The sequence below is a fragment of the Methylobacterium sp. CM6257 genome (assembly GCF_054611515.1).
The window spans coordinates 124,991-144,143 of record NZ_CM137735.1 but is presented as its reverse complement, the minus strand read 5'-3'; the positions used below and the strand labels follow the sequence as shown (position 1 = coordinate 144,143).

22 protein-coding genes are annotated in these 19,153 nt (G+C 66.0%); 1 reads left to right on the top strand and 21 read right to left on the bottom strand.

What is annotated here, in order from left to right:
• Genes ACYCO6_RS00765 through ACYCO6_RS00720 form a run of 10 tightly spaced genes read right to left on the bottom strand, consistent with a single transcriptional unit; the run spans nt 1 to nt 11,848 of the window.
• Entirely contained in the window at nt 1–519 is a 519-nt protein-coding gene (locus tag ACYCO6_RS00765) for a hypothetical protein (RefSeq protein ID WP_459768455.1), read from the bottom strand.
• A 1-nt stretch (nt 520) separates the two neighbouring features.
• The gene (locus tag ACYCO6_RS00760) at nt 521–757 is read right to left on the bottom strand and encodes a hypothetical protein (protein WP_459768454.1); all 237 of its coding nucleotides are present in this window, start codon (nt 755–757) and stop codon (nt 521–523) included.
• Nucleotides 745–1,017 (bottom strand): hypothetical protein, encoded by a 273-nt coding sequence (locus ACYCO6_RS00755; RefSeq protein ID WP_459768453.1) that lies wholly within the window; start codon nt 1,015–1,017, stop codon nt 745–747. Before ACYCO6_RS00755 ends, ACYCO6_RS00760 begins: the two co-directional genes overlap by 13 nt.
• Complete coding sequence (locus ACYCO6_RS00750) at nt 1,017–1,904, bottom strand: glycoside hydrolase family 108 protein (RefSeq protein ID WP_459768452.1); 888 nt, start codon at nt 1,902–1,904, stop codon at nt 1,017–1,019. The genes ACYCO6_RS00755 and ACYCO6_RS00750 overlap by 1 nt, the downstream gene beginning before the upstream one ends.
• Nucleotides 1,897–2,097 (bottom strand): hypothetical protein, encoded by a 201-nt coding sequence (locus ACYCO6_RS00745; protein WP_459768451.1) that lies wholly within the window; start codon nt 2,095–2,097, stop codon nt 1,897–1,899. The genes ACYCO6_RS00750 and ACYCO6_RS00745 overlap by 8 nt, the downstream gene beginning before the upstream one ends.
• A 40-nt stretch (nt 2,098–2,137) precedes the next feature.
• Entirely contained in the window at nt 2,138–2,812 is a 675-nt protein-coding gene (locus ACYCO6_RS00740; protein WP_459768450.1) for a hypothetical protein, read from the bottom strand.
• 24 nt (nt 2,813–2,836) lie between these two features.
• Nucleotides 2,837–3,706, bottom strand: coding sequence for a hypothetical protein (locus ACYCO6_RS00735; protein WP_459768449.1), 870 nt, complete (start codon nt 3,704–3,706; stop codon nt 2,837–2,839).
• A complete protein-coding gene (locus tag ACYCO6_RS00730; protein WP_459768448.1) occupies nt 3,706–4,653 on the bottom strand; it encodes a hypothetical protein in 948 nt (315 codons plus the stop codon). The genes ACYCO6_RS00735 and ACYCO6_RS00730 overlap by 1 nt, the downstream gene beginning before the upstream one ends.
• A 23-nt stretch (nt 4,654–4,676) precedes the next feature.
• Complete coding sequence (locus tag ACYCO6_RS00725; RefSeq protein ID WP_459768447.1) at nt 4,677–6,257, bottom strand: hypothetical protein; 1,581 nt, start codon at nt 6,255–6,257, stop codon at nt 4,677–4,679.
• Nucleotides 6,254–11,848 (bottom strand): phage tail length tape measure family protein, encoded by a 5,595-nt coding sequence (locus tag ACYCO6_RS00720; protein WP_459768446.1) that lies wholly within the window; start codon nt 11,846–11,848, stop codon nt 6,254–6,256. Before ACYCO6_RS00720 ends, ACYCO6_RS00725 begins: the two co-directional genes overlap by 4 nt.
• A gap of 65 nt (nt 11,849–11,913) precedes the next feature.
• Between ACYCO6_RS00720 and ACYCO6_RS00715 the strand changes: the two genes are divergently transcribed.
• Nucleotides 11,914–12,294 (top strand): hypothetical protein, encoded by a 381-nt coding sequence (locus tag ACYCO6_RS00715; RefSeq protein WP_459768445.1) that lies wholly within the window; start codon nt 11,914–11,916, stop codon nt 12,292–12,294.
• Between the two features lie 105 nt (nt 12,295–12,399).
• Here ACYCO6_RS00715 and ACYCO6_RS00710 read toward each other — a convergent pair whose 3' ends face one another.
• The 11 genes from ACYCO6_RS00710 to ACYCO6_RS00660 form a co-directional block, all read right to left on the bottom strand.
• Nucleotides 12,400–12,879 carry a phage tail assembly chaperone gene (locus ACYCO6_RS00710; RefSeq protein WP_459768444.1) on the bottom strand — a complete coding sequence of 160 codons (480 nt, stop codon included), beginning with the start codon at nt 12,877–12,879 and terminating at the stop codon, nt 12,400–12,402.
• On the bottom strand, nt 12,777–13,187 hold the full coding sequence (locus ACYCO6_RS00705) for a hypothetical protein (RefSeq protein WP_459768443.1): 411 nt from the start codon (nt 13,185–13,187) through the stop codon (nt 12,777–12,779). The genes ACYCO6_RS00710 and ACYCO6_RS00705 overlap by 103 nt, the downstream gene beginning before the upstream one ends.
• A 128-nt stretch (nt 13,188–13,315) precedes the next feature.
• Entirely contained in the window at nt 13,316–13,771 is a 456-nt protein-coding gene (locus ACYCO6_RS00700; protein ID WP_459768442.1) for a phage tail tube protein, read from the bottom strand.
• Nucleotides 13,772–13,878: 107 nt separating this feature from the next.
• Nucleotides 13,879–14,088, bottom strand: coding sequence for a hypothetical protein (locus ACYCO6_RS00695; protein WP_459768441.1), 210 nt, complete (start codon nt 14,086–14,088; stop codon nt 13,879–13,881).
• A 14-nt stretch (nt 14,089–14,102) separates the two neighbouring features.
• The gene (locus ACYCO6_RS00690; RefSeq protein WP_459768440.1) at nt 14,103–14,510 is read right to left on the bottom strand and encodes a hypothetical protein; all 408 of its coding nucleotides are present in this window, start codon (nt 14,508–14,510) and stop codon (nt 14,103–14,105) included.
• A 4-nt stretch (nt 14,511–14,514) separates the two neighbouring features.
• Nucleotides 14,515–15,222: a hypothetical protein gene (locus ACYCO6_RS00685; protein ID WP_459768439.1), complete on the bottom strand. Its 708-nt coding sequence runs from the start codon at nt 15,220–15,222 to the stop codon at nt 14,515–14,517.
• A complete protein-coding gene (locus tag ACYCO6_RS00680; RefSeq protein ID WP_459768438.1) occupies nt 15,222–15,866 on the bottom strand; it encodes a hypothetical protein in 645 nt (214 codons plus the stop codon). Before ACYCO6_RS00680 ends, ACYCO6_RS00685 begins: the two co-directional genes overlap by 1 nt.
• A 92-nt stretch (nt 15,867–15,958) precedes the next feature.
• Nucleotides 15,959–16,573 (bottom strand): hypothetical protein, encoded by a 615-nt coding sequence (locus ACYCO6_RS00675; RefSeq protein WP_459768437.1) that lies wholly within the window; start codon nt 16,571–16,573, stop codon nt 15,959–15,961.
• 18 nt (nt 16,574–16,591) lie between these two features.
• The gene (locus ACYCO6_RS00670) at nt 16,592–18,034 is read right to left on the bottom strand and encodes a hypothetical protein (protein WP_459768436.1); all 1,443 of its coding nucleotides are present in this window, start codon (nt 18,032–18,034) and stop codon (nt 16,592–16,594) included.
• 207 nt (nt 18,035–18,241) lie between these two features.
• Entirely contained in the window at nt 18,242–18,694 is a 453-nt protein-coding gene (locus tag ACYCO6_RS00665) for a hypothetical protein (RefSeq protein ID WP_459768435.1), read from the bottom strand.
• A gap of 2 nt (nt 18,695–18,696) precedes the next feature.
• Nucleotides 18,697–19,149, bottom strand: a complete 453-nt coding sequence (locus tag ACYCO6_RS00660) for a hypothetical protein (RefSeq protein WP_459768434.1) — start codon at nt 19,147–19,149, stop codon at nt 18,697–18,699.
• Nucleotides 19,150–19,153: the final 4 nt, after the last annotated feature.

The following is a 19,153-nucleotide window of genomic DNA, read 5'->3' as shown; positions in this document are numbered from 1 at the left end:
TCAGCCAACCACCCTCTCCAACTGGTCCAAAGCCTTCCCGATGCGGCTCTTGCGGGTCACTCCGTCCAGGACCGCGATGTAGACGGAGAGCGCCTCGAACATCGCCAGCGTACCGAACACCGGGATCACGAAGCTGGGGGCATCAGCCTTGAAGGCGTCGAAGATCAGGGCACCGCAGAACTGGCCCATGATGAAGCAGCCCGCACCGGCACCGAGCGCACGGATGTAGGCGCCCTTCGGACCCACGACGTAGTTGTTGATGTGGCCGTTCAGGTAGAGCGCCAGCGACCGGAGCACGCCGACCGCTCCGAAGAACAGGGCCATGTTCTCCTCGCTGAAGCCCATCTCGGCGATCGGCTTGAGTGCAGCCCGTTCCATCGTGTCCCCGGGCAGCACCAGGGTGATCGCGATGAGCAGCATCATCACCGCCATGCACCACTCGAAGAGGCGATAGGTGCTGTAGGGGCCGGCGGGATGAGGCTGGATCAGCGGCTTCGTCTGTGACAGCGGCAGCCTCATCTTACGACCCGATCTGTCTGGCAATCTCCCGTGCCTTCGGCCGGCTCCAGCCGCACACGCGCACGCCAGTCTCGATCTGCCCGGCGATCCAGCGCCGATCCTCTCGGTCGACACCACGCACCGCGACCTTCGGCGATTCAAACGCATCACACGCGCCTTGGATCGTCGCCGGCTCGTTGCTGGTGACGCACCCGCCGAGCGCTGCACCGAGCAGCGCCACCATGATCACTTTGCGCATTTGCCCACCTCCTGCAGCCATTCCCCGCCCGCGTTGAAGCAGGCTTCGATGTCGTTCTGAGCGCCGCGGGCGACCTGGGCGGCCTCGGCGTTCCGCTTGTTCACGGTCTCGACGATGGCGGCCCGGCCGGCCGCGTTGCCGTCGTGCCTAGCGACGAACTTGCCGATGAAGTAGCCGCCGCTGGCGAGCGGCAGGCCGGCGACGACGGCGCCGACTACCATCAGCGCCGTAGGTGAGAGCGTTCCGAGCAGGCGGAGCATCAGGCAGCCTCCATCGCGTCATGCAGCCCCTCGGGCGGCGCTTCGTCGTTGTCGTTGCTCGGGAGACTCGGTCGGAGATCGAGCGCCTGGGCGAGCTTCGCGGAGCGCTGCCGGGCCCACCACGAGTAGAGGCCGCCAGCGATGCCGAGCAGCACGCCGATCACCGTGATTGCGGTCAGCAGATGGGCGATCCGCTCGATGTTCTGGAGCGGCTCCAGGGTCTGTGTGATCTGCGCCAGGATGCCGGTGCTGGTGCTGGCGCTCCACACCGCATCGAGCTTCGGCGGACTCGGCTTGGCGCTCTCCAGCAGCGCCTTCGCGTTCATGCCGCTGAAGAAGGCCACAGCCGGCGCCGGGCCGACCAAGCCGCGGGCGTAGTGCTGGCCGAGATCCTTGAGCTGCTGCGTCCGGCGGAGCCAGCCCTTGCCGAAGCGCTTGAAGGTCTTCAGCGCCCGCAGGAAGGACTCGCGCGCGGCGATCACCTTGGCGATCAGCGTATCCACGTCGTTCACGAGGTTCGCCGCGGTCAGGGTCGCATCGCCCATGACGCCGTCGATCCGGACGCCTAGCGCGCGCTGCAGCCACTTCACCGATTGCGAGACGCCGCTGTTGATCGCACCGTCGGCCACCACGATGTCGAGGCCTTCGGGCAGTCGATCGCCCCAGACCTTGTCCCAGTAGCCGGTCTTGTAGATGTCGACGATCTCGGCGGTCTCGATCAGCCACACGTCGCGGACCGGCAACCTCCGGGCCTTGCGCCAGCCGTTGTAGACGCGCTGGGTCACACCGTAGGCGGTGCGCCCGCCCGGATCCGCCTTGTCGTCGACTCGGCCGCCCTCGAAGGTCAGCTCGACCTTGAACCACGGTTTCAGGTTGGCCTCAGCCATGATGGTCTCCGGGAATCGGGAATGGTGGTCGGCCGAGCACGCGGTGCGGGATGCCGCAGATCCGGACGAGGCCGACGCCCTTGGCGATCACGGGCGCGCAGAACGTCCCGTGACGGGGCCGGTTGTGGGCGCCCGCCGAGGCCGGCCAGACAAGCACGCAGGCAAGCGCCAGCGCCGCGATGGTGCGCGTCATGGAAGGCCTCGATTGTCGGGGGTGTGTGGGCTCGCCCGGCTCAGCGCTGGCTGGCGGCGAGGAAGAAGGCGTCGACCTTCTCGGGCGTGGCCTTGCCGAACGAAGCGGCCAGGATCGGGGTCAGTTCGTGGAAGCGCGGGAACACCGTCGTGCCGGCCATGAACAGGAGCACGCGCTTCTGGCGCTCCGGATCGGTCACCTTCTCCTTCACCGTGTCGATGAGCTTCTGAGGCGTCGTACCGACGGTGATCCAGTTCAGCGCGTCTTCGTCGCTGATGATGCCCTCAGCCGCGGCCTGTCCGGCGAACTGATAGTCCCTCACGGACATGACTGGCGGTGCCCAAAGGTCTCCGATCGTCCGAGCGGCCGGGTCATAAATCCGCTGCTCGTATGTCTTCCACGGAGTAGGGTCGGCGGGGCTCACGTCTTCGATCTGGATCACTCGCATGCCAATGGGCACTGCGATGGTGTTCCGATCCCGATGGACACCTTGAACGATTTCGTGCCCGGTATTGGTCTCCTTGCTCGTAGTGGCCAGCAGGAACTTGTCCTTGAATGAGCCCTTCTTTGCCCTGAAGTCATACCAATCCACCCCGTCGCTATCTCGGCGGACAAAGATGAATTGCTGGCCCGGCGCGGCCGCAGAGGTCCACGGCGGGAGCTTGTCCGGGACGTATGGGTTCCAGAGTCCAAGGTCGATGATCTGGGGGGCCATATTACCTTCTCCAACAGCCGCGAACTAAGCGAAGTAGCTGGCGACCCAGCCCTGATTTGGAATGTATTGCTGGAGCTGCCGGTAGCGAAGCACTGTGACGATGATGTCCTGCTGGTCATTCGCCAAGTTAGTCGTCCGACCAGTCACCATAGAGGCACCGTAGACCTCGCGCATGCCGCCGCCGAACTGCGCGGCGACATTCTCGTCGGCAACGTACGACAGTCGGGTACTGGTGACGCAGCGGTTCACCGCATTGTCTGCCCAGGCAGAACCGCGGCTCTCGATGCGGCTGTTGAGGTCGCCAAGCTGCTTGGTCCAGAATGCCCCGCTAGGCGCCACATAGAAAAAGTTGTCGTTGTTATCGCCGTTCCTGAAAATGATGTTTCCAGATCCGTCGACCTGCACTCGGGCGCGAAGAACACCGCCGTAGGTCAGATCGATATACGGGTTCGTGCCTGAGACCTCTATCGGGGCGCTGCTCATCGTCAGCTTGCCCGTCATCGTGTCGCCGGTCTTCTGGACAGCGGCGGCGAGGATAGCTGCGGCGCCAAGATTGGAGAGGATCTTGGTTTTCTGGGCGTCGGTCAGCGGGAGGTTGTTGGCCAGCAGCCCGATGTTCGTGAGGAGGGTGACGATCTCCGCCGTCACGAAGCTCTGCGCATTGTCGGCCCGAAGCGCCTTTGGCGAGGCCGCTGAGGCAGCCTGGGCAGCGTCGACCATCGGCGCGACGGCATTCACCACCGTGGCGAGGTCTTGCAGCGCCGGGACGAAGTTGATGAGGTGACCGCCCTGGCGCAGTCCGCCGGGGTTCGTGGCAGCGTTATAGGCCTTCAGCCCCTCATAGAAGTTCAGGAGGCGATTGAGGGCCGCTTGTTGAGCCTCGGTGAAAGCCATTACAGCGATTCCTTCACGACAAAGTCAGTGGCGACATTGGGCATAGCCATGCGCCGAAGGCTCGGCGGCTGGCTCAGCGTCCCGATGAATGCCTCGCGCAGGTAGGTGCTGGGATCCGCCGGGTTGGGCACGACCAGCACCTGATTGTGGATTCCGGAGCGCACCACGATCTGGAAGATCTCTCGGAATTCGCTGTCCGGCAGGTAGGAGAAGCCGAACTTGAACGTCCGCCGGATGGCGCGAGGATTGAAGAAGGAGGTGCCGCCCCGGCCCTCCTCCACGTCCGTGATCGCCTCGAAGTCGAGCGAGTTGCCGTTCTCTTCGTAATTGCGCGTCGGGCGCCACGTGCGGCTGGCGAACATGCGGCCGATGTCTATGAAGCCGGCCGGGTTCGCCGTATCGAAGATCTCCACCTTGATGTACGCCGCGACGAAGCGGACCGGCGCCACGTAGATGACGGTCGGCCCCTTGCCGGTGTCGTCGAACTCCTGGCCGATGCCTTCCCAGAAGCCAGGGGACTCCCAAGGAAGCGTCAGGCTGTCGACGCGGTTCGACGGCAGAGCCATCAGCCCGCTGTCGTCGATCAACTGCGTCAGACCGGCATCGAGGTACGAGCGGAAGCGGACAACCGCGTTCGGCGTGAGATTGGTCGGACCGAGCGCGATGCCGCCGATGGAGTAGGGCTGCGGCAAAGCGCAGATAAATTGCGTGTCGGCCGCCGCGACGCTCATCGACCGCGCCACCTCGGCGAGGTACGGCGTGCGCAGATTCGCCAGTCCGAGCGACCCGGTCTGCCAGGACCCGCCCGAGAACGTCACGCCGTCGTAGTCGACCCGGTTCTCGTACAGCAGAGCGAGGTTCGACTGCAGCCTGGTATCCCCGGCATCGCCGCCGATGCCGGGCGCGCTACCATCGAGGCCAGCAGCGAAGTTCGGCCAGAAGCTCATTGCGAGCGACCCTCACGCATGTGTCAGCCCCAGGCGCTGAACTCGAGCGCATCCGCGACCGCGTCATCCACGCGGCTGATGATCACGAGCGGCTTGGGCGTCTTCAGGAATCGGGACATCTGGAGGGAGACGACGCTCCCCATCTGCAGGCCGGGCGCGAACACGTCGGCGGAGCCCTGCTGCGGACGATACTGAGGCCCGGTCACGTTCACCCGGAATTTCCAGATGTCACGCCGGGCGCTGTAGATGGTGAGCAACCGCGCCGCTTCCGTCGCAGCATCGGCCGCCTCGGTGAGGCACGTGTCGAAGATCAGCTCCTGCGCCAGGAGGTGCACGGCCTGCACGGACGTGTCTTCCGCCTTCGCCTCCTGCCACTCCTGCTGCAGGGCGGCCCGGCGCGCGCCCGTGACGGCGCCGGCGATCTGATCCTCGCTGAAGGCCGTGGCGAGGCGCCCATAGCGAACCGTGACCCGGTACGCTGGCACGCCAGCGCCCTGATCAGACGGCGCTACGCGCGTCACGTCGCCCCGAAGCTGCCATTCGGTGAAGGCCGCGACCGGCGTCCCGGACGGCAGCTCCAGGCGGCCCACCGAGAAGGTGCTCTGGTTGTTCGATACGATCCAGCCGCCGACCGACTGCAGGATGGATGTGATCGCGGCCAGCGCCGTCCGCTCATCGTTGATCCAGAGCCCGCAGCTCGCGCCGTTCTTCGACGTGAGGGCCAAAAACGAGGCGGTGTCGATGTCGGCCGTCGAGATGCCGAAGTCGATCAGGATCTGCTTTGCGAGGCTCGCCGCATCCCGCGCGCCTGAGGCAACAACATCGGCCGTGATGGCGAACGCGGGCGTGCCACCGAGCTTGATCATCCCCCGCGAGAGGCAGGTCGAGTATTGCCCCGCCGGAACGGGCTGTTCGATCATAGATGGGACGTCGCTGTAGTTGGCCTTCAGCGTCAGCGGCTGTCCGCCGTCATAGACCGTGATCGAGTCGCACGGCTTGTCGGAAACCTGCCGGACCAAGTTGAACGGGTTCACGTCGATCGGCGTGACGTTGCGGATCAGCCCATAGGCGCGGGGCTTGATCGTGTCCTTCAGGGTGGCCGGTCCCTCCCACGTGTAGCCAGCCGCCGTCGTGGTCCCGGCATACCGGGTGGTCAGCAGGGGCTTCGCGTCGAGGTCGGCCAGCCGGTCATGGATCCGGAGCCGGATGGTCTTGAAGGCGTCCGTGATGTCGATGGACTCGATGGTGCCGCGGAGCATGATCGGCGCATCGCGGTAGAGCCCCTTGGGCGCCCCGAAGATGTCCTGCGGGATCGCCCGGACGGTGATCGGCCGGCCGTCGAAGGCGTAGTCCGCCCAGGCGTCGTAGCGGCCGTGCGCATTCGCCAGCACGACTTCTCCGAAGGCGATACTGGAGGCGCCGGAGGTGGTCCCATCTTGGAAGAGGTGCCGCTCGAAGTTGGCCGGCGTCTCCAGCGAGGGATGGAAGTGCTGGTTGGCGGGCGTATCGCCCGGGCCGGTGTTGAACCCGGCCGAAGCGGCGTAGAACGTCTGGACGCCGCCAGCGCCCGTGTGGGCCTGCAGCTCGATCGTGTAGATGGTCATGCGGCCACCTCACGACGCGAGGCGACGCGGTTGCCCTTGGCGATGCCGGCGCCGACGTCCTTTGTGGCGGCGATGTTCTGGAGGTGGCCCTCCTCGTTGATCGCGTTGCCTTCCTCAGCGGTGGCATGTAGCGCCTCGACCCGCGCCCGGAGAGCCCGGAGTTCGGCCAGCAGCGCCGCATTGCCCTGGTTGCCGCTCGCCGTCGGCGGTCGCGGCGGGGCCGCCACGGTTGCCATCGGCCGATCATCGTTCATGGCCTCAAGGAGGGGACCGTACCGCCGTGCCGCCTCGGCCGACATGACGTACTCACCGGCAGAGACCCGCGCGATGATGCTGTCCGACGTGCCGGTGCCCGGGCCCTGGACCCAGCCGCCAGCAGCATACTGCTTCATGAAGCCGTTGAGGCCGATCTGCCCCGGCAGCGCACTCAGGGTCTGCTTCACGCTGGCGAAGATGTCTTGGAAGGACTGGCTGGAGGCGTAGAAGGCCTTACCCGCGTCGAGGAGCTGCTGAGCGTAGGTGGTGATGCTGCCCATGGCATCGCTGTTGCCGCTGCGCGCCAGGGCGAGCTGCTCATTGTACTGCCTCTGGGCCTCCGCCAGCCGGTCCTGCGGGGACAGCAGCGAGTTGCTGCCGGCGGCCAAGCTGTCCAAGAATTTCTTGATGGTGTTGGAGAAGTTGTCAAACGCGGTTTGAGCCTGCTTCTGGAAGTCCTGAATGATCTTCAGGCGCTCGGCCGCTTGGGCCGCCTCCAGATCGCGGATCGCCTCGCCTCCGGCCTTCATCTCCTCAAGGCGCTCCTGCTGCGCCTTGCGGTCGAACGCGGCGAGCTGGCCGGCGAGCGTCGTGGTGTCGACTTGCGCGGCGAACTGCCGGTCTGCGAAGGACTGGCGCCGCTCCTGAATCGCGGCTTGGTAGTCGGCGATCAGCTTCGCCCGCTCCGCTTCCTGGGCTTGCAGCAGGTTGTTGATCGCCTGCCCGCCCTGCTGCCATTCCGCGTACTGCTCCTCCCAGGCATTGCGGTCGAAGTGCTCCAGCTTCTGCGGCAGCGTGGTGTCGGGGAACGCCGCGGCGAAGTAACGATCCTCGTAGCCCCGGGCGCGCTGCTCGATCTGATCGGCCAGCTTCTTCGCCTCGTCCGCCAACTGCTGCACCGACTTCGTGCTGTCGGCGCTGAACTCGTGCACGACACCGGCGAGCTGCGGGAACGCCGCCACGAGCCCGTTGAAGGTGTCGCCGACGAGCTGCGAATCGTCGACGATCTTCTGAGCCGCAGCCGAGAAGTAATCGCTGACCTTGCTGCCGTTCTGGCCAAGGGAGGCAGCATCCTCGCTGAGGCTCGCGACCTCCTTGATCAGGTCCGCCGCGTCGTTGAGATAGCTCTTGCCCTTCGCCTCGTTGATCTTGCGGTCGAGATCGGTGTTGAACTTGTCGGCGAGGTTCGCGAGCGCCTTCGTCACACCGTCGTTGATCGCCTGGGCAGCCTGATCCGCTGTCAGGCCGAGATCCTTGAGCACCTGATTCAGGCCCGCGGCCGTGCCCTGGATCCGCTCAATCTCGGTCTGGGTCTCAGAGAGCGTCTTCGGCCCGTCGAGGGTCCCGAGCGCATTCTGGACAGCGGCGGCGCGGGCGCGCTGAGCATTCGCCGGATCCGGAAGCCGGGCGGCGTCGGTGACGAAGGCCTTCAGGCTCTCGCCCAGCGTCTGCACCGTGTTGACCGCGCTCGCGAACGGCCCGTCGGGGCCGAAGCCCTTCTGAATGTCGCCCAGAATGCCCTCGTAGCTGTCCGAGAACATCGCGGTCACGCGGGCCATGTAGGACAGGTAGTCCTGCACGAGCTGGTTGGCCTTCGCGCTGTCACCCGCGTCACTCGCGGTCTTGGCGGCCTGCTTGAGCTGGGTCTCTGCGTCCGTGATCTTCGCGCCGACGACGCCGATCGACTCGCCGAGGAAGGTCTTGTCGAGGGCCTCGATCTGGGGCTTGGCCTGCTCGTAGGCTTCGCGCCGGGCCTGAAGCTCCTGCTGGAGTTGCTTCTTCGCCTGCTTCTTGGCTTGGCTCTCGCCGAGCAGGCCGCCGAGGAGGCCCGCGCCGGCGCCGATCACCGCGCCGATCGGACCCGCTGAGCCTCCCAGCGCCGCGCCGGCTGCCAGCCCCGAAAGACCGCCGCCGACCGCGCCGATCAGTGGGCTCTGGCTGGAGTAGCCGATAGCGAAGCCGGCTCCTGCGGAGGCCAGCCCTCGGCCAAGCGGAGACGACATCACCCCGCCGCCGGGCGTCGAAGGCTTCAGCGCGTCTCCAAGGGCTTTGCCGATCCCGTCCTCCGCGCCGTCTCCGAGAGCCTTGCTGATCCCCTCGAAGTTGAAGAGGCTCGACAGGCCACTATTCCCGCCGAGCAGACCGCCGAGCTGTCCCTTCTCTTTAGGAGCGGTGCCGAGGATCCCGGCAAGCGGTCCGTCGCCCGAGATGATCGCCTTCAGCGCGTTGCCGCTCAGGCTCTTAGCGAAGGACGAGAATGCCTCGGACATTTTCTGTCCACCGACTAGAAAACCTTCCACGAAGGTCTCGAATTCGTTGGCTAGCTCCTTCTGGCCATCCCGCATCCGCTGTTGCGCCTCAAGAGCCCTGTCGTAGGACAGGCCGAGCCGGGCGTTGGCCTCGGCGCCCGCGATCACGCTGCGCGCCAAGTCGCTATTCAGGCTGAAGCCCTGCCGGGTGAGGTCCTGCTGCGCCCGTTGACGCGCGATGGCGACAGCACGGGACTCTGTGTCTTGGTCGAGCAGGGCGATGCGCTTCTTGATCTCCTCCGCCTCAAGGCCCTGATCCCGGATGATGTTGCGGAGCTGCTGGTCCGCCTGCTCCCGGATGACCTGCGCGGCGTGCTCGGCGTCCGCCTGGGCCTGCTGCACGGTGATGAGCTGGCCGCGCTGGCGCGACTCGGCCTGCATCTGCGCGACGCGGGCGCGCTCCTCCACGCTGACGGCCCGGGTGCTGGCGATGTCGATCCGGCGCTGTTCCGCGGCCCTGTCGCCGGCGGTGAGGCGCTCGCCCTCGGCCGTCGACATCGATTTGACCACGTGCTCGAAGACGGATGACGCTTCGGAGAGATCCTTCACGTTGTCGACGCGCTTCATCAGTTCGGGGTTGCCGGACTTGAGCGCGTCGGTAGCCGCGATCTCCATGTCCTTGTACTTCCGCCACGTGTCGGACCCGGGGACGGCTTCCTCCGTGAGCTTCTTCAGCTCGACGGACTTGCGGTTCAGGCTGGCCTCCAGCTCCTTGTGCTCCGCCATCTCCAGCTCGGCCCGCTTCGTCTCGGCGAGCTTCTCCATGTACTTCTGAAGTTCGGATTTCGCCGCCTCAAGTTCGGACGGGCGCGAGGGCGGGAGCGGCACGGTGGTGGTGCTGCTCACCGTCGGGGAGGTTGGCGGGACGTAGGTGCGCTTCGTGCCGCCCGGTTGCACAAGGTTCTCGGCGTCGGCCGCCTTCAGCGACGCGACTCGATCCTGAAGCTCCTTCAGCCGATCCGCCGGTGACGGCCCCTTGGTGATCCGGTCGATGAACCGCCCCATCGCGGTGTCGGCATCCGAGGCGGCATTCTTGATCGCCTCCCAGGCCTTCGCCACGGCGCCCTGTGCCGTCTCGGACTTCGCCAGGGCCGCGGGGAGCCGCTCCACGGCCATCCTGATGGCGTCCTGCTCCTTGCCCGCCTGGAACAGGCTCTGAATGACCCGCAGGGTGCGCGCATCGAGGAATTGCAGCTGATCATTCAGCCGCGTGATGCCCTCTGCCGTGCCGAACGCCGCCAGCTTGTCCTTGATGCCATCGAGGTCGGTCGAGAACGTCGCCGCGAAATCCTTCGACACCCCGATCAGCTTCGAGATGTTCTCCGGCCCGATCCGCCCAGTAGCAGCCAGCGCAGCACCGAGATCCGTAGCCTGCCGCACGGTGATGTTTCCGGCGGCTGCCGCGGAAATGGCAAGCTGCTCAAATGCACCCTTGGTGAGCCCGGTCTCCCGGCCAAGGCCCTGGAGAGTGACGCCTACCTTTCGGGTGAGATCGTCGTACCGGCTCCAGGCCGTGTAGCCATAAATCGCCGCGGCACCGAGAGCCGTGAGCCCGACAGTCATGGGCGTCACGAAGCGGCTGACGAACCCGCTCAGCCCGCCCTGGCTCGTCTGGAAGATCTGTACGATCTGGCCGCCCTGCTGGGCGAACGTCTGCATCGGAGAGATGCCGGCGGCCAGGGACGTGACGACGTCGTTCACCTGAAAACTCAGGTTCTGCATTGCGTAGGCGTTGAGACCGAGGCCTTTGTTCAGGCTGGCATGCGCGCGTTCAGCCTTTCCGATCTCGATCGTCTGGTTGTTGAACCGGGTGGTCACAGCCGCAGCAGCTTTCGCAGCCTGCTCCTGGGTGAGAGCCCCTACCTTCTCGGCCTCGTTGATCTCAAGAAGCGCAGCCTTATACTCGCGCTCAGCAGCGAATAGTGGATCGTACTTCGCCTGCAGATCATCGAGGCTCTTGGCATAGGCCGCGATGTCGGCGCCCCTGTCAGGCACGATCGTCTGGGTATTGACCATACCCTGCGCCCGGGCCTTATTCGCCGCATCCTGCTGGATCCTGGCGCTCTCAGCAGCGGCTGCGGCGGCCTCACGCTGAGCCCGGCTGTAGTTGCCGAGTGCGTTGACCTGCTCGGCGAACGCGGCCTTCTGTTCCTCTAGGCGCTTGGTGTAGACGTCCTGGCTAATGGCTCCGACGGCAAGGGTGTCGCGAAGGTCGCGAAGGCCAGCGATGTAGCTCTGTTGCGCGCGATACAGAGGGTCGTACTTCGCCTGCAACTGGCTCAGAGAGCGCCCATAGGCCTCGATGTCGCCCGCGCGATCCGGCACGATCAACTGCGAATTGACGGAGCGCTGCGCGGACTCCTTCTGGGCCTGCGCCAACCTCTCCAGCTTCTGAGTCTGATCCTCATAGGCGCGCGTCAGCCGCAGACTCGCGGCAGCGGCCTCATTCGTCGAGATCGCGCCGACCTTCAGCGCGTCGGCCACCTCCTCCTGCGCGCGCGCGAGCTGCTGCGACAAGGCGAACATCGGGACCAGCTTCTCGCGGACCCGGTCCAGCTCGGCGCCATAAGCCGCGATGTCGGCAGCCCTGGACTCGGTGTCGAAGTCGCTTTTCACGCCCGTGACGGAGTTGATCGAGGTCTGAGCCTGACTGCGGATAGTAGCGGCGAGCTTCTGCTGCGCCTCGTTCGCTACCCGCGCGGCGTTCGCCTGCGCCTGCAATTTCAGGGTGACGTTGTCCTGAATCCGCGCGTAGGCCTCGGTGCCGGACAGTCCCTGCGAGCGCGCACGCTCCAGCAGGTTGAGCGCCCGCTGGAGTTCGGTGATCGCGCGATACTCTTGGTCGTACTTCTTAGCGGTCGTCTCAAGAGCATTGTTCACCCGGATCTGAGCGGGCGTGAGCTTGTCTTGAGCGACAACGAGGCTTTCCACGCTGCCGGCGAGCTGATCCACCTTCGCCAGGGTCTCATTGACCCCGGATGAGGTGACCTCGATCTTGGCTTCGCTGATCAGGTCCAGATCGTTCATCAGCCTGCCTCAGTTGCGCGCCCGGCCCGTCGCGCTATCTGCGCGCCGTCGACAGGGAGACGGGAATGATTGTGGTTCGAGTGTTGGGATTGTGCCTGCTGGCCTGCGGATCAGCGGCAGCCCAGGATGGCGCGCCGATTCCGTTCCGCCTGACGGCGAAGCAGATCGATGCGGTAAAGAATGGCGTCAGGTCTCAGCTCAAGGATCCTGATAGCGCCCGTTTTAGTCGGCCCTTCGTTGCCACGAAAAACAGCCGCGGCCTCGTGAACGTTTGCGGCTACGTAAACAGCAAGAATGGCTACGGCGGCTTCAGTGGCGACATCATTTTCGGCGGCATGATGATGAAAAACAACACCGTTTTCATGCCGCTGTCGATTGACATCTCGCGCAGCGCCCAGGCCACTCAGCGTGAACTCTGCTTGGCGGACGGTATCGATTTGAACTGAGCCGGAGGTAGCGGGGCGGCCCTAGAGCCGCCCCTTCCTGACCGGAGGCGATCCGGCAAATCCTGGCCATAGCCCTCAACCTTGTGGCGAAGGACCGGGCTGTTGTTAGCGCTTCCCGTGCACCGCTGCGGCCCGGGATCTGAGGCTGGCGAAGACCATCCTCACAGCATCCGTGTCGTCCGCTGCGGCCTCGATCTCCGGCTCGCCCTCGGGTGGCGTCCCGCTGGTCTTCTGGCTGGCCAGTGTCACAGCATCGAGGCGCTTCAGCAGGCTGACCTCCCATGGCGTGGGCTCGACCCCGGTGAGATCCGCCCATGCCCTGATCTCGGTGTAGGAGATCGGGTTGAGCCCGAAGCCATTGCTGGTCCGGGCTCCGCCGAGTTCGCAGTACCATCGCCACACGTGGTCGAGGGCCAGGGGCGGAGCGTCCCGGAAATTCCGGTCCCCCGCGCTCCTCTCTGCGTGCTTGATCAGCCCCTCGGCTAGGCCTTCAAAAAATTTGCGCGGTCCGCGGTGAACGCCTCCGCCTGCTCCCGCAGCCAGGGCAGGCGCTTGTAGGCCTCGCGGGCATTCTCCGGCGTGCACTCCTTATCGGCGCCGCCCCAGCCGATGCCGTTCCAGGCGATCGTGCAGGCGACCAGCCGCTCGAGGTTGTCGGACTCGATGCCCTCGGCGGTGAGCTTCACGCGCTGGCCGTTGGAGCTGGCCTGGAGCCGCTTGTTGGCGATCCTGCGGTCCGCCTTGCGGTAGCGCTCGCTGTCCTGGCCGGCCAGGGTGATCGAGACCACAGCGCCGCCATCCTGGGTCAGCGGAGCGCCGGTTGCCGGGTGCACCACCTCCATCGTGGCGCCGGCCTCGGCGGTAGCAGTCGTGTCGAGATTCGAGAGGTCCATTTCGGGATTTCCTGCTTTCCGGTTTTTCCGGGATTTAGTGGTGGGGCGTGGCGCCCCGGAACAGCGCCACGCCCCTCACCCGCGTGGCGCCGGAGGGGGACAGCGACCGCGAGTGATCAGGCTCGAGATCAGGTCGTCGGGGCGACGTCGATGATCTCGGAGTTGATGCCGATGTTGAACACGCGCTTGATCACGTTGTCGGCCGAGCCGACGCTGCGACGCCGCGACATCACCAGGCCGCGGAAATACTGGATTCCGCCGTCCGGGAAGGTGACGCGAAAAGCGAAGTTCTCGATGCTCTTCTCGGCCGCCTCCAGGGCGATCTGGCCCGGATCGTCCGGCACGTAGGCGACGGTCAGCGCCAGGGTGCCAGCGTCGCGCGAGCCCTTCGCCTTCTCGATGCGGCCCTCACCGACGGTGTTGAGGGTGACGGCCGCGGACTCGTCGCCGAAATCGCCGTAGCTCTCGACTTTCGCGATCTCGGTGTAGGGCGTCGCAGCCGCGTATTCCGCGGCGGTGTCCATTGCGTCGGTCGCCACGGGACCGATCGCGATCTTGGTTCCTGAGGCGGTGATAATCGCCATGACAGGGTTCCTCTTTCGATGTCACGGCTGCCCATGCCGCATGTGAATCGGTTCAAGCGCGCGCTGGGCGACGCGGCTATTCTGGGCCGGGCGTGCTCGGCAGAATTTCAGGAGGCGGGTGCGCCGCCCGCGGCCTCTTCGCCCTTCGGCACGCCACGGCCGCTCACGGTGATGAGCTTCGCGTTGAGGGCGGCCACGAGAGTCGGATCATCGGCCTTCAGCCGCATGTCCGAAGACGTTTCGCCGGGGCGCACGCTCTCGGCATGCTCACCATGGCCGAAGGTCAGCACGCCTCTGGAAATGTTCGTGATCTTCATGACGCTCTCCTGTCTTAGTCCTCGTTGCCGTCGAAGTGGTAGACGTAGGGAATGACGACGGAGGTCTTGAAGTACATGCCGTCATCATTGTCATCGTGCACCAACGGCGAGGTCGGTACTTTGAACTCGATGCCGTTGATCTTCTTGGCGCGGAACAGCGCGCCGATGTCCTCGCCGACCTTGATGCTGTCCTCCAGCCCGGCCCCGCGGGCCTCATGGATGACGATCCGGGCCGCGCCCTCCTCGACGAAGCTGAGGCTGTGCGTCGTGCGGCTGCTGTTCGCGACCGGGTATTGGACGAGGATGAAGAGGTCGCCGGTCCCGTCGGTCTCTCCGTCCTCGTTCACCGGCATCCGCGGCGGGCAGTCCGCCCAAGCGGAGAGAACCCCCTCGACGGTGGTGATGACGGCCAGCTTCGCCACGGTGCTACCTGATCGTGATGATGATCGCGGGCTGGCGCGTGTCGCGCTCGGCCTTGATGATCTTGCTGGCCGCAGCCTTCGCCGCCGCCTCGCTGAGACCCTGTTCCCGGAAGCCGCGCCGGAGGTCGAACTTGCCCGGGTTGTAGACCAGCGCGCCGGCCTGGAAGGAACGATAGCCGAACTTGATGCTGGCGATGTTGCCGAAGCGCCGGGCCGCCAGGGTCGCCACCACCTCGTAGACGCCATCCGGAGTCTGCTTCGACAGTCCGCGCTCGATCTTCCGCGCGTACGGCACCGTGTTGAGGTAGATGAAGGTCTCGCCCGAGACGCCCCCGCTCGGATCCGACTGCTCCCCGTCGACGAAGAAGATGTGCGAGCGGTTGTACTCGGGAGACTTCGGGGTATCGCCGACCGGCGAGTGGATGATGAGCTGCTCGTCGATCCACGCGAACACGTCGGTCGCGAGGTTGAACCGGAATAGGATCTCGCCGCGGTCCGGGTTCACCGACTCCAGAGCTGCCCCGGGCCGGCCGTCCACGAAGGTCTCGTGCGGCGGGATCGCCCCGAGCGCCCGGGCGTTCTGCGCCTGCGCCTCAGCGAGAACGCGGCGGCCGGCGTCAGCGGCCAGCTTCTGCCGCGCCTGCGTCGACAGCGTGCGCTCCACGATCACCTTGAGATCGCGGGAGAAGGCGTGGAGCCGGACCCGGGCCATCAGCCGCGCACCGTGCAATCGTACGCCAACTGCACGCCGGCGATGCGGTGCGTGTTGTCGTCTACCTTCTGCAGCATGCGGACCCGGCCGCCGAAAACCACGCGGTCCGAACTTCCCGCTCGCAGCGGCAGCGACAACGCCGACGAGAGGAGATCGGCGGCTAGCAAAATCACGCGGCTGTCGCCCTGCTGAACGCCACCGCTCAGTTCTTCTGGTGTGTAGCCGGTGATGATCGCCCTGACAGGCACGTCTATCTGAGGCGCAGAGCCGGCCTGGATGCGACGAACGGTGACGATCTCGCCTCGGCGGTCGACCTCCCGCGCGTAGAGGGCTGGCGTTGGCGCCGACTCGATCTCCAGGTGAACATCGTCGGTCGACACCTCCTCAGCCTTGCGGATGGTGATTGCGAACTCCTCACCGTCCATGCGCAGCCGGTCGCCAATGGTGAGGCCGCGGGTCAGGTCGCAGCCTCGCACGGTAAGCCGACCGCCCCGCCCCTGGAACGGCACACCGACGACGGTGATGATGGCGGCCCGCTCGTACTGCAGGCGGCCCCATTGCATCGGTCCGAGCGGCTGGTACGACCCCGCGGCACGGCGCAGGAACTGCACCTGCTGGTTCATGCTGCCGGCAGCGATCGGCATCAGATCACCCTCGCGCCCGCTGTGAGGACGGTCAGCATGAGGCGCCCTTACAGGTTGTCGTCGCCGCGAAAGCGCGAAGACCCAACGCCATGTTAGGAGCGCGCCTTCATGGGAGTGGCCCGCACGACGGCCGCCGAACTGCCGAGGGACAAGGCGTAGACCGCTGTTCCCGGCACGACAGGAATGACCTCGGGCCTATTGGCGATGATGCGCACGGAGGTGCCGTCGTCGACAGCAGCGACACCCGCCGTATTCACGACTACGTCCGCGTCGCAGGAGATGCGGAGGTATTTGCATGCAGCCGGCGGGGTGATCACCAGGGCCGAGTCTGTGATCGAGACCTTCTTGCCGTTCGTGTGATCGTAGACAGACTGATCCAGCGGCGCCGGGAAGACCGCGTCGGTGGCCGGGGTCACGGACAGGGAACTGGCCGCCGTCCTCGCGCCGAGCGCCGTCGGCAGCTTGCCGGACAGCGTCACGAGGTTCGCCACCATGCCCTTCATCAGCGAGACGAGGCTGAAGGAGGCGTTGGTGGCGGTGATGTCCGGGGTCGCGGTGTCCGTCAGCGCGCCGAGGATCGGGCCGGTCACCTCGACGATCGGCGTGTCCGTCGCCGCGGCCAGGGTGTTGTCGCTCTTGCGCGCAGCGGGGGTATAGGCGCGCGAGGCGCCGCCCGTTCCGGTCAGGAACTGGAGATCAGTGGTCATCAAGGTGCTCCTGAAAGATCAGCTCGCGATGAGCGCCAAAGGGCGCCGCCGCTTCTTGCTCGAAGCCGTTGAGACGGTCGGGGCTGCCGCCTTGTAGGGGTGGCCCGCCGGGAGCTGGCCGACCAGATTCACTGGAGCGTCGGGCGGTCCCCAATCCCAGGCCAGGGCACCAACTGTGCGGTCGATGTCGTCGGCGGCGATGCTGTCGAGGAACAGCATCTCGGCCCAGTCCATGCCGCCGTAATCGTACTGCCAGATCGAGAACAGCCGGAAGTCGGTCTGCAGGTCGAAGGTGGTGTCCGGGCGGGTGTAGTCGCCCCCCTGCCACGGGCCGCCGTCCACCGACACCTCGGCGTGGGTCACCGTGTCCCGGAACGCGATGATGTGCCAATTGGTCCAGTCGCCGCCGTTGAAGCTGTAGCCGTTGCTGGCGCCGTAATTGTCGCCGCGCAGATAGACGTTCACGTTCGGGTTGTAGTAGCGGACGCCCGAGTAGCTGGCGCCGTTCGCGTCACTCTCGCCGTACAGGCCACCGTCGAGACGCCTGAACAGGCCGATGACCGTGTAGCCCGGCCGCTTGTTCATCAGCTTCAGCGACTTCGATCCCTCAAGCCCATGCGGGGCGCCGTTGTTCGGCTTGAGGTAACGCCGGCCGTTCAGCCCGTATTCGATGACCGGCGGCTGCTTGCCGACGATGCTCTGGGACATGGTAACGCCGGCCGGCCCGTAATCCGGCAGCGTCGCGACGTTGGTCTGCTGCAGGACCATGTTGGGATCGTCAGCGCGGTAGCCGGCCAGGAGCTTGGCGCCCAGGTTGGTAGCCCGTGACCAGAGGCGCGTGCCCGCCGGCAGCGGGGTGACGGTCGGGGCGGCGGACTTATAAGGGTGGTTGGCACTCAGGCTGCCCTGAGTGCCGTTGTTCCAGGCCGCGTAGCCCTGCATCTTGGCAAGGTCGGTCGGCGAGATGATCCCGGTCCAGATGATCTGCTCGGCGATGACGCCCAGCAGCTGCTCGGATCCGTCATCCGCGTGACAGCCGATGCCCATCAGGGTCGGCGATTTCGGCGAGATCGCGGCCGTGGCGCCGGCCGTGTCGTTGAAGTACATCGCCGTCGTGGTCGGCGTCTGAGCGATCTGCGCGAAGATGGCCGGCACGCCCGTGGTCACGGCGACGGTCGCCGAGGCCCCGTTGTCGAAGTGCGCGATGCTGTTGAGGCCGTTGCGGAAGATCTGGACCAGGGCGTTCGGGCCATAGTCGGGCTGCCCGGGGACGGCCAGCGACGCGAGGCGGTCGTTGATGCTGCTGGCCGCTGAGACCGATCCGACCACCATCGCCGAGTAGATGGCATTGGGCGGGAGCTGTGCGGAGCCCTTGAGTCCGGAGGGACGGGTAAAGATCACCCCGGGGTAGCCGGTCGACAGGCCGTTCGCTGAATAGCTCGGCGGCGCCATAGCCGGCATAGTGTTGTTCTTGCCCGATGCATCCGTCCATCTGGACACAGGAGTACCTGCGCCAGGACCGCTCGGCCCGCCGCTGCTGGCCCCGCTCGCGCCGACCTGAGCACCGTTCGGCAACACGCCGGTCGCGTCGCGGCAAAAGTACCACCCAACGAGATTGATGCTCTTCGCGTCGGTCGGAAGCCAGAGGCGGGTGGCCATGGCCGGGCCTTATGCGAAAGTGGCGAGCGCGGTGTCGATCAGCGCAGCAAGGTCGCCGAGGGTGTTGCGGTCGACGATGACCCGCTGAACCGTGCTGTCCTGCTGAAGCCGCCAGCCAAGGAAGCCGCCGTTTCCGTCGCTCGGCATGTTCGCGAGCAGCCAGTCGGTGACTGCTTTGCACGCGATCACGGAGGCCATGAACTCAGCATCGATGTCGTAGTCGGGGTTTCCGACCGCCTGCTTGGCGTAGTCCGACAGGCCCTCCACGCCCTGGATCGAGAGGCCCACGCCCTGCGAGGCGTTGAGCGCCTGATACAGCCCGATCAGGTTGTCCATGTAGATCGTGCCGCCTGCGATCAGGTCCCGGACCCCGGTGAGGTTGGTCTTGACGCTGAAGGCGGTCGAGAGGACGCGGTTGAAGGCCTCTGCGGCTGTCTCGGGGACAGAGGTGGGGAGCGGCATTGCTAGCGGGTCCCTGCAAGGGTGAAGGAGATGTCAGACAGGGCGCTGTCCTGGGTCGCTGGCGCCTTGAGCCGGAGGATGTCGCCAGCCGCGACGCTGACCGCCGCCTGAGTCGAGAAGGTCGCCGCGGTGGCGCCGGCCGCGAAGGTCAGCGTCGCGATCGTGGTCTCGGTCGAGGATCCGGATGGGATCCGCGTCAGGGTCCAGGTCGCACTGGCTGCCGCAGCAGTTAGCGCCCGGGCGATGCTGCCGGCGAGGTTGGCCGGGAGCGTGAAAGCCACCGGCGCCACGAAGGCCCCGACGATCTCGGCCGCATCCGGCTTACCGACGCACGCGAGGCTGAGGTCGTAGCGGATGAACGAGCGCGGCACGCCATCGTCAGTCGCGGTGGGCGTGCCAACGCCGCGCAGGCGCTGGCCCTGGTTGTCGATGCCGCCGACGATCTTGCGCGACATGGGA

Bases quoted from the DNA above. Each gene is read 5' to 3' on its own strand.
- ACYCO6_RS00705 (WP_459768443.1), bottom strand. From the start codon at position 13,187: ATGGACCTCTCGAATCTCGACACGACTGCTACCGCCGAGGCCGGCGCC.
- ACYCO6_RS00750 (WP_459768452.1), bottom strand. From the start codon at position 1,904: ATGGCTGAGGCCAACCTGAAACCGTGGTTCAAGGTCGAGCTGACCTTC.
- ACYCO6_RS00720 (WP_459768446.1), bottom strand. From the start codon at position 11,848: ATGAACGATCTGGACCTGATCAGCGAAGCCAAGATCGAGGTCACCTCA.
- ACYCO6_RS00730 (WP_459768448.1), bottom strand. From the start codon at position 4,653: ATGAGCTTCTGGCCGAACTTCGCTGCTGGCCTCGATGGTAGCGCGCCC.
- ACYCO6_RS00715 (WP_459768445.1), top strand. From the start codon at position 11,914: ATGATTGTGGTTCGAGTGTTGGGATTGTGCCTGCTGGCCTGCGGATCA.
- ACYCO6_RS00670 (WP_459768436.1), bottom strand. From the start codon at position 18,034: ATGCCGGCTATGGCGCCGCCGAGCTATTCAGCGAACGGCCTGTCGACC.
- ACYCO6_RS00760 (WP_459768454.1), bottom strand. From the start codon at position 757: ATGCGCAAAGTGATCATGGTGGCGCTGCTCGGTGCAGCGCTCGGCGGG.
- ACYCO6_RS00725 (WP_459768447.1), bottom strand. From the start codon at position 6,257: ATGACCATCTACACGATCGAGCTGCAGGCCCACACGGGCGCTGGCGGC.
- ACYCO6_RS00665 (WP_459768435.1), bottom strand. From the start codon at position 18,694: ATGCCGCTCCCCACCTCTGTCCCCGAGACAGCCGCAGAGGCCTTCAAC.
- ACYCO6_RS00685 (WP_459768439.1), bottom strand. From the start codon at position 15,222: ATGGCCCGGGTCCGGCTCCACGCCTTCTCCCGCGATCTCAAGGTGATC.
- ACYCO6_RS00755 (WP_459768453.1), bottom strand. From the start codon at position 1,017: ATGCTCCGCCTGCTCGGAACGCTCTCACCTACGGCGCTGATGGTAGTC.
- ACYCO6_RS00700 (WP_459768442.1), bottom strand. From the start codon at position 13,771: ATGGCGATTATCACCGCCTCAGGAACCAAGATCGCGATCGGTCCCGTG.
- ACYCO6_RS00675 (WP_459768437.1), bottom strand. From the start codon at position 16,573: ATGACCACTGATCTCCAGTTCCTGACCGGAACGGGCGGCGCCTCGCGC.
- ACYCO6_RS00695 (WP_459768441.1), bottom strand. From the start codon at position 14,088: ATGAAGATCACGAACATTTCCAGAGGCGTGCTGACCTTCGGCCATGGT.
- ACYCO6_RS00660 (WP_459768434.1), bottom strand. From the start codon at position 19,149: ATGTCGCGCAAGATCGTCGGCGGCATCGACAACCAGGGCCAGCGCCTG.
- ACYCO6_RS00745 (WP_459768451.1), bottom strand. From the start codon at position 2,097: ATGACGCGCACCATCGCGGCGCTGGCGCTTGCCTGCGTGCTTGTCTGG.
- ACYCO6_RS00680 (WP_459768438.1), bottom strand. From the start codon at position 15,866: ATGCCGATCGCTGCCGGCAGCATGAACCAGCAGGTGCAGTTCCTGCGC.
- ACYCO6_RS00735 (WP_459768449.1), bottom strand. From the start codon at position 3,706: ATGGCTTTCACCGAGGCTCAACAAGCGGCCCTCAATCGCCTCCTGAAC.
- ACYCO6_RS00740 (WP_459768450.1), bottom strand. From the start codon at position 2,812: ATGGCCCCCCAGATCATCGACCTTGGACTCTGGAACCCATACGTCCCG.
- ACYCO6_RS00765 (WP_459768455.1), bottom strand. From the start codon at position 519: ATGAGGCTGCCGCTGTCACAGACGAAGCCGCTGATCCAGCCTCATCCC.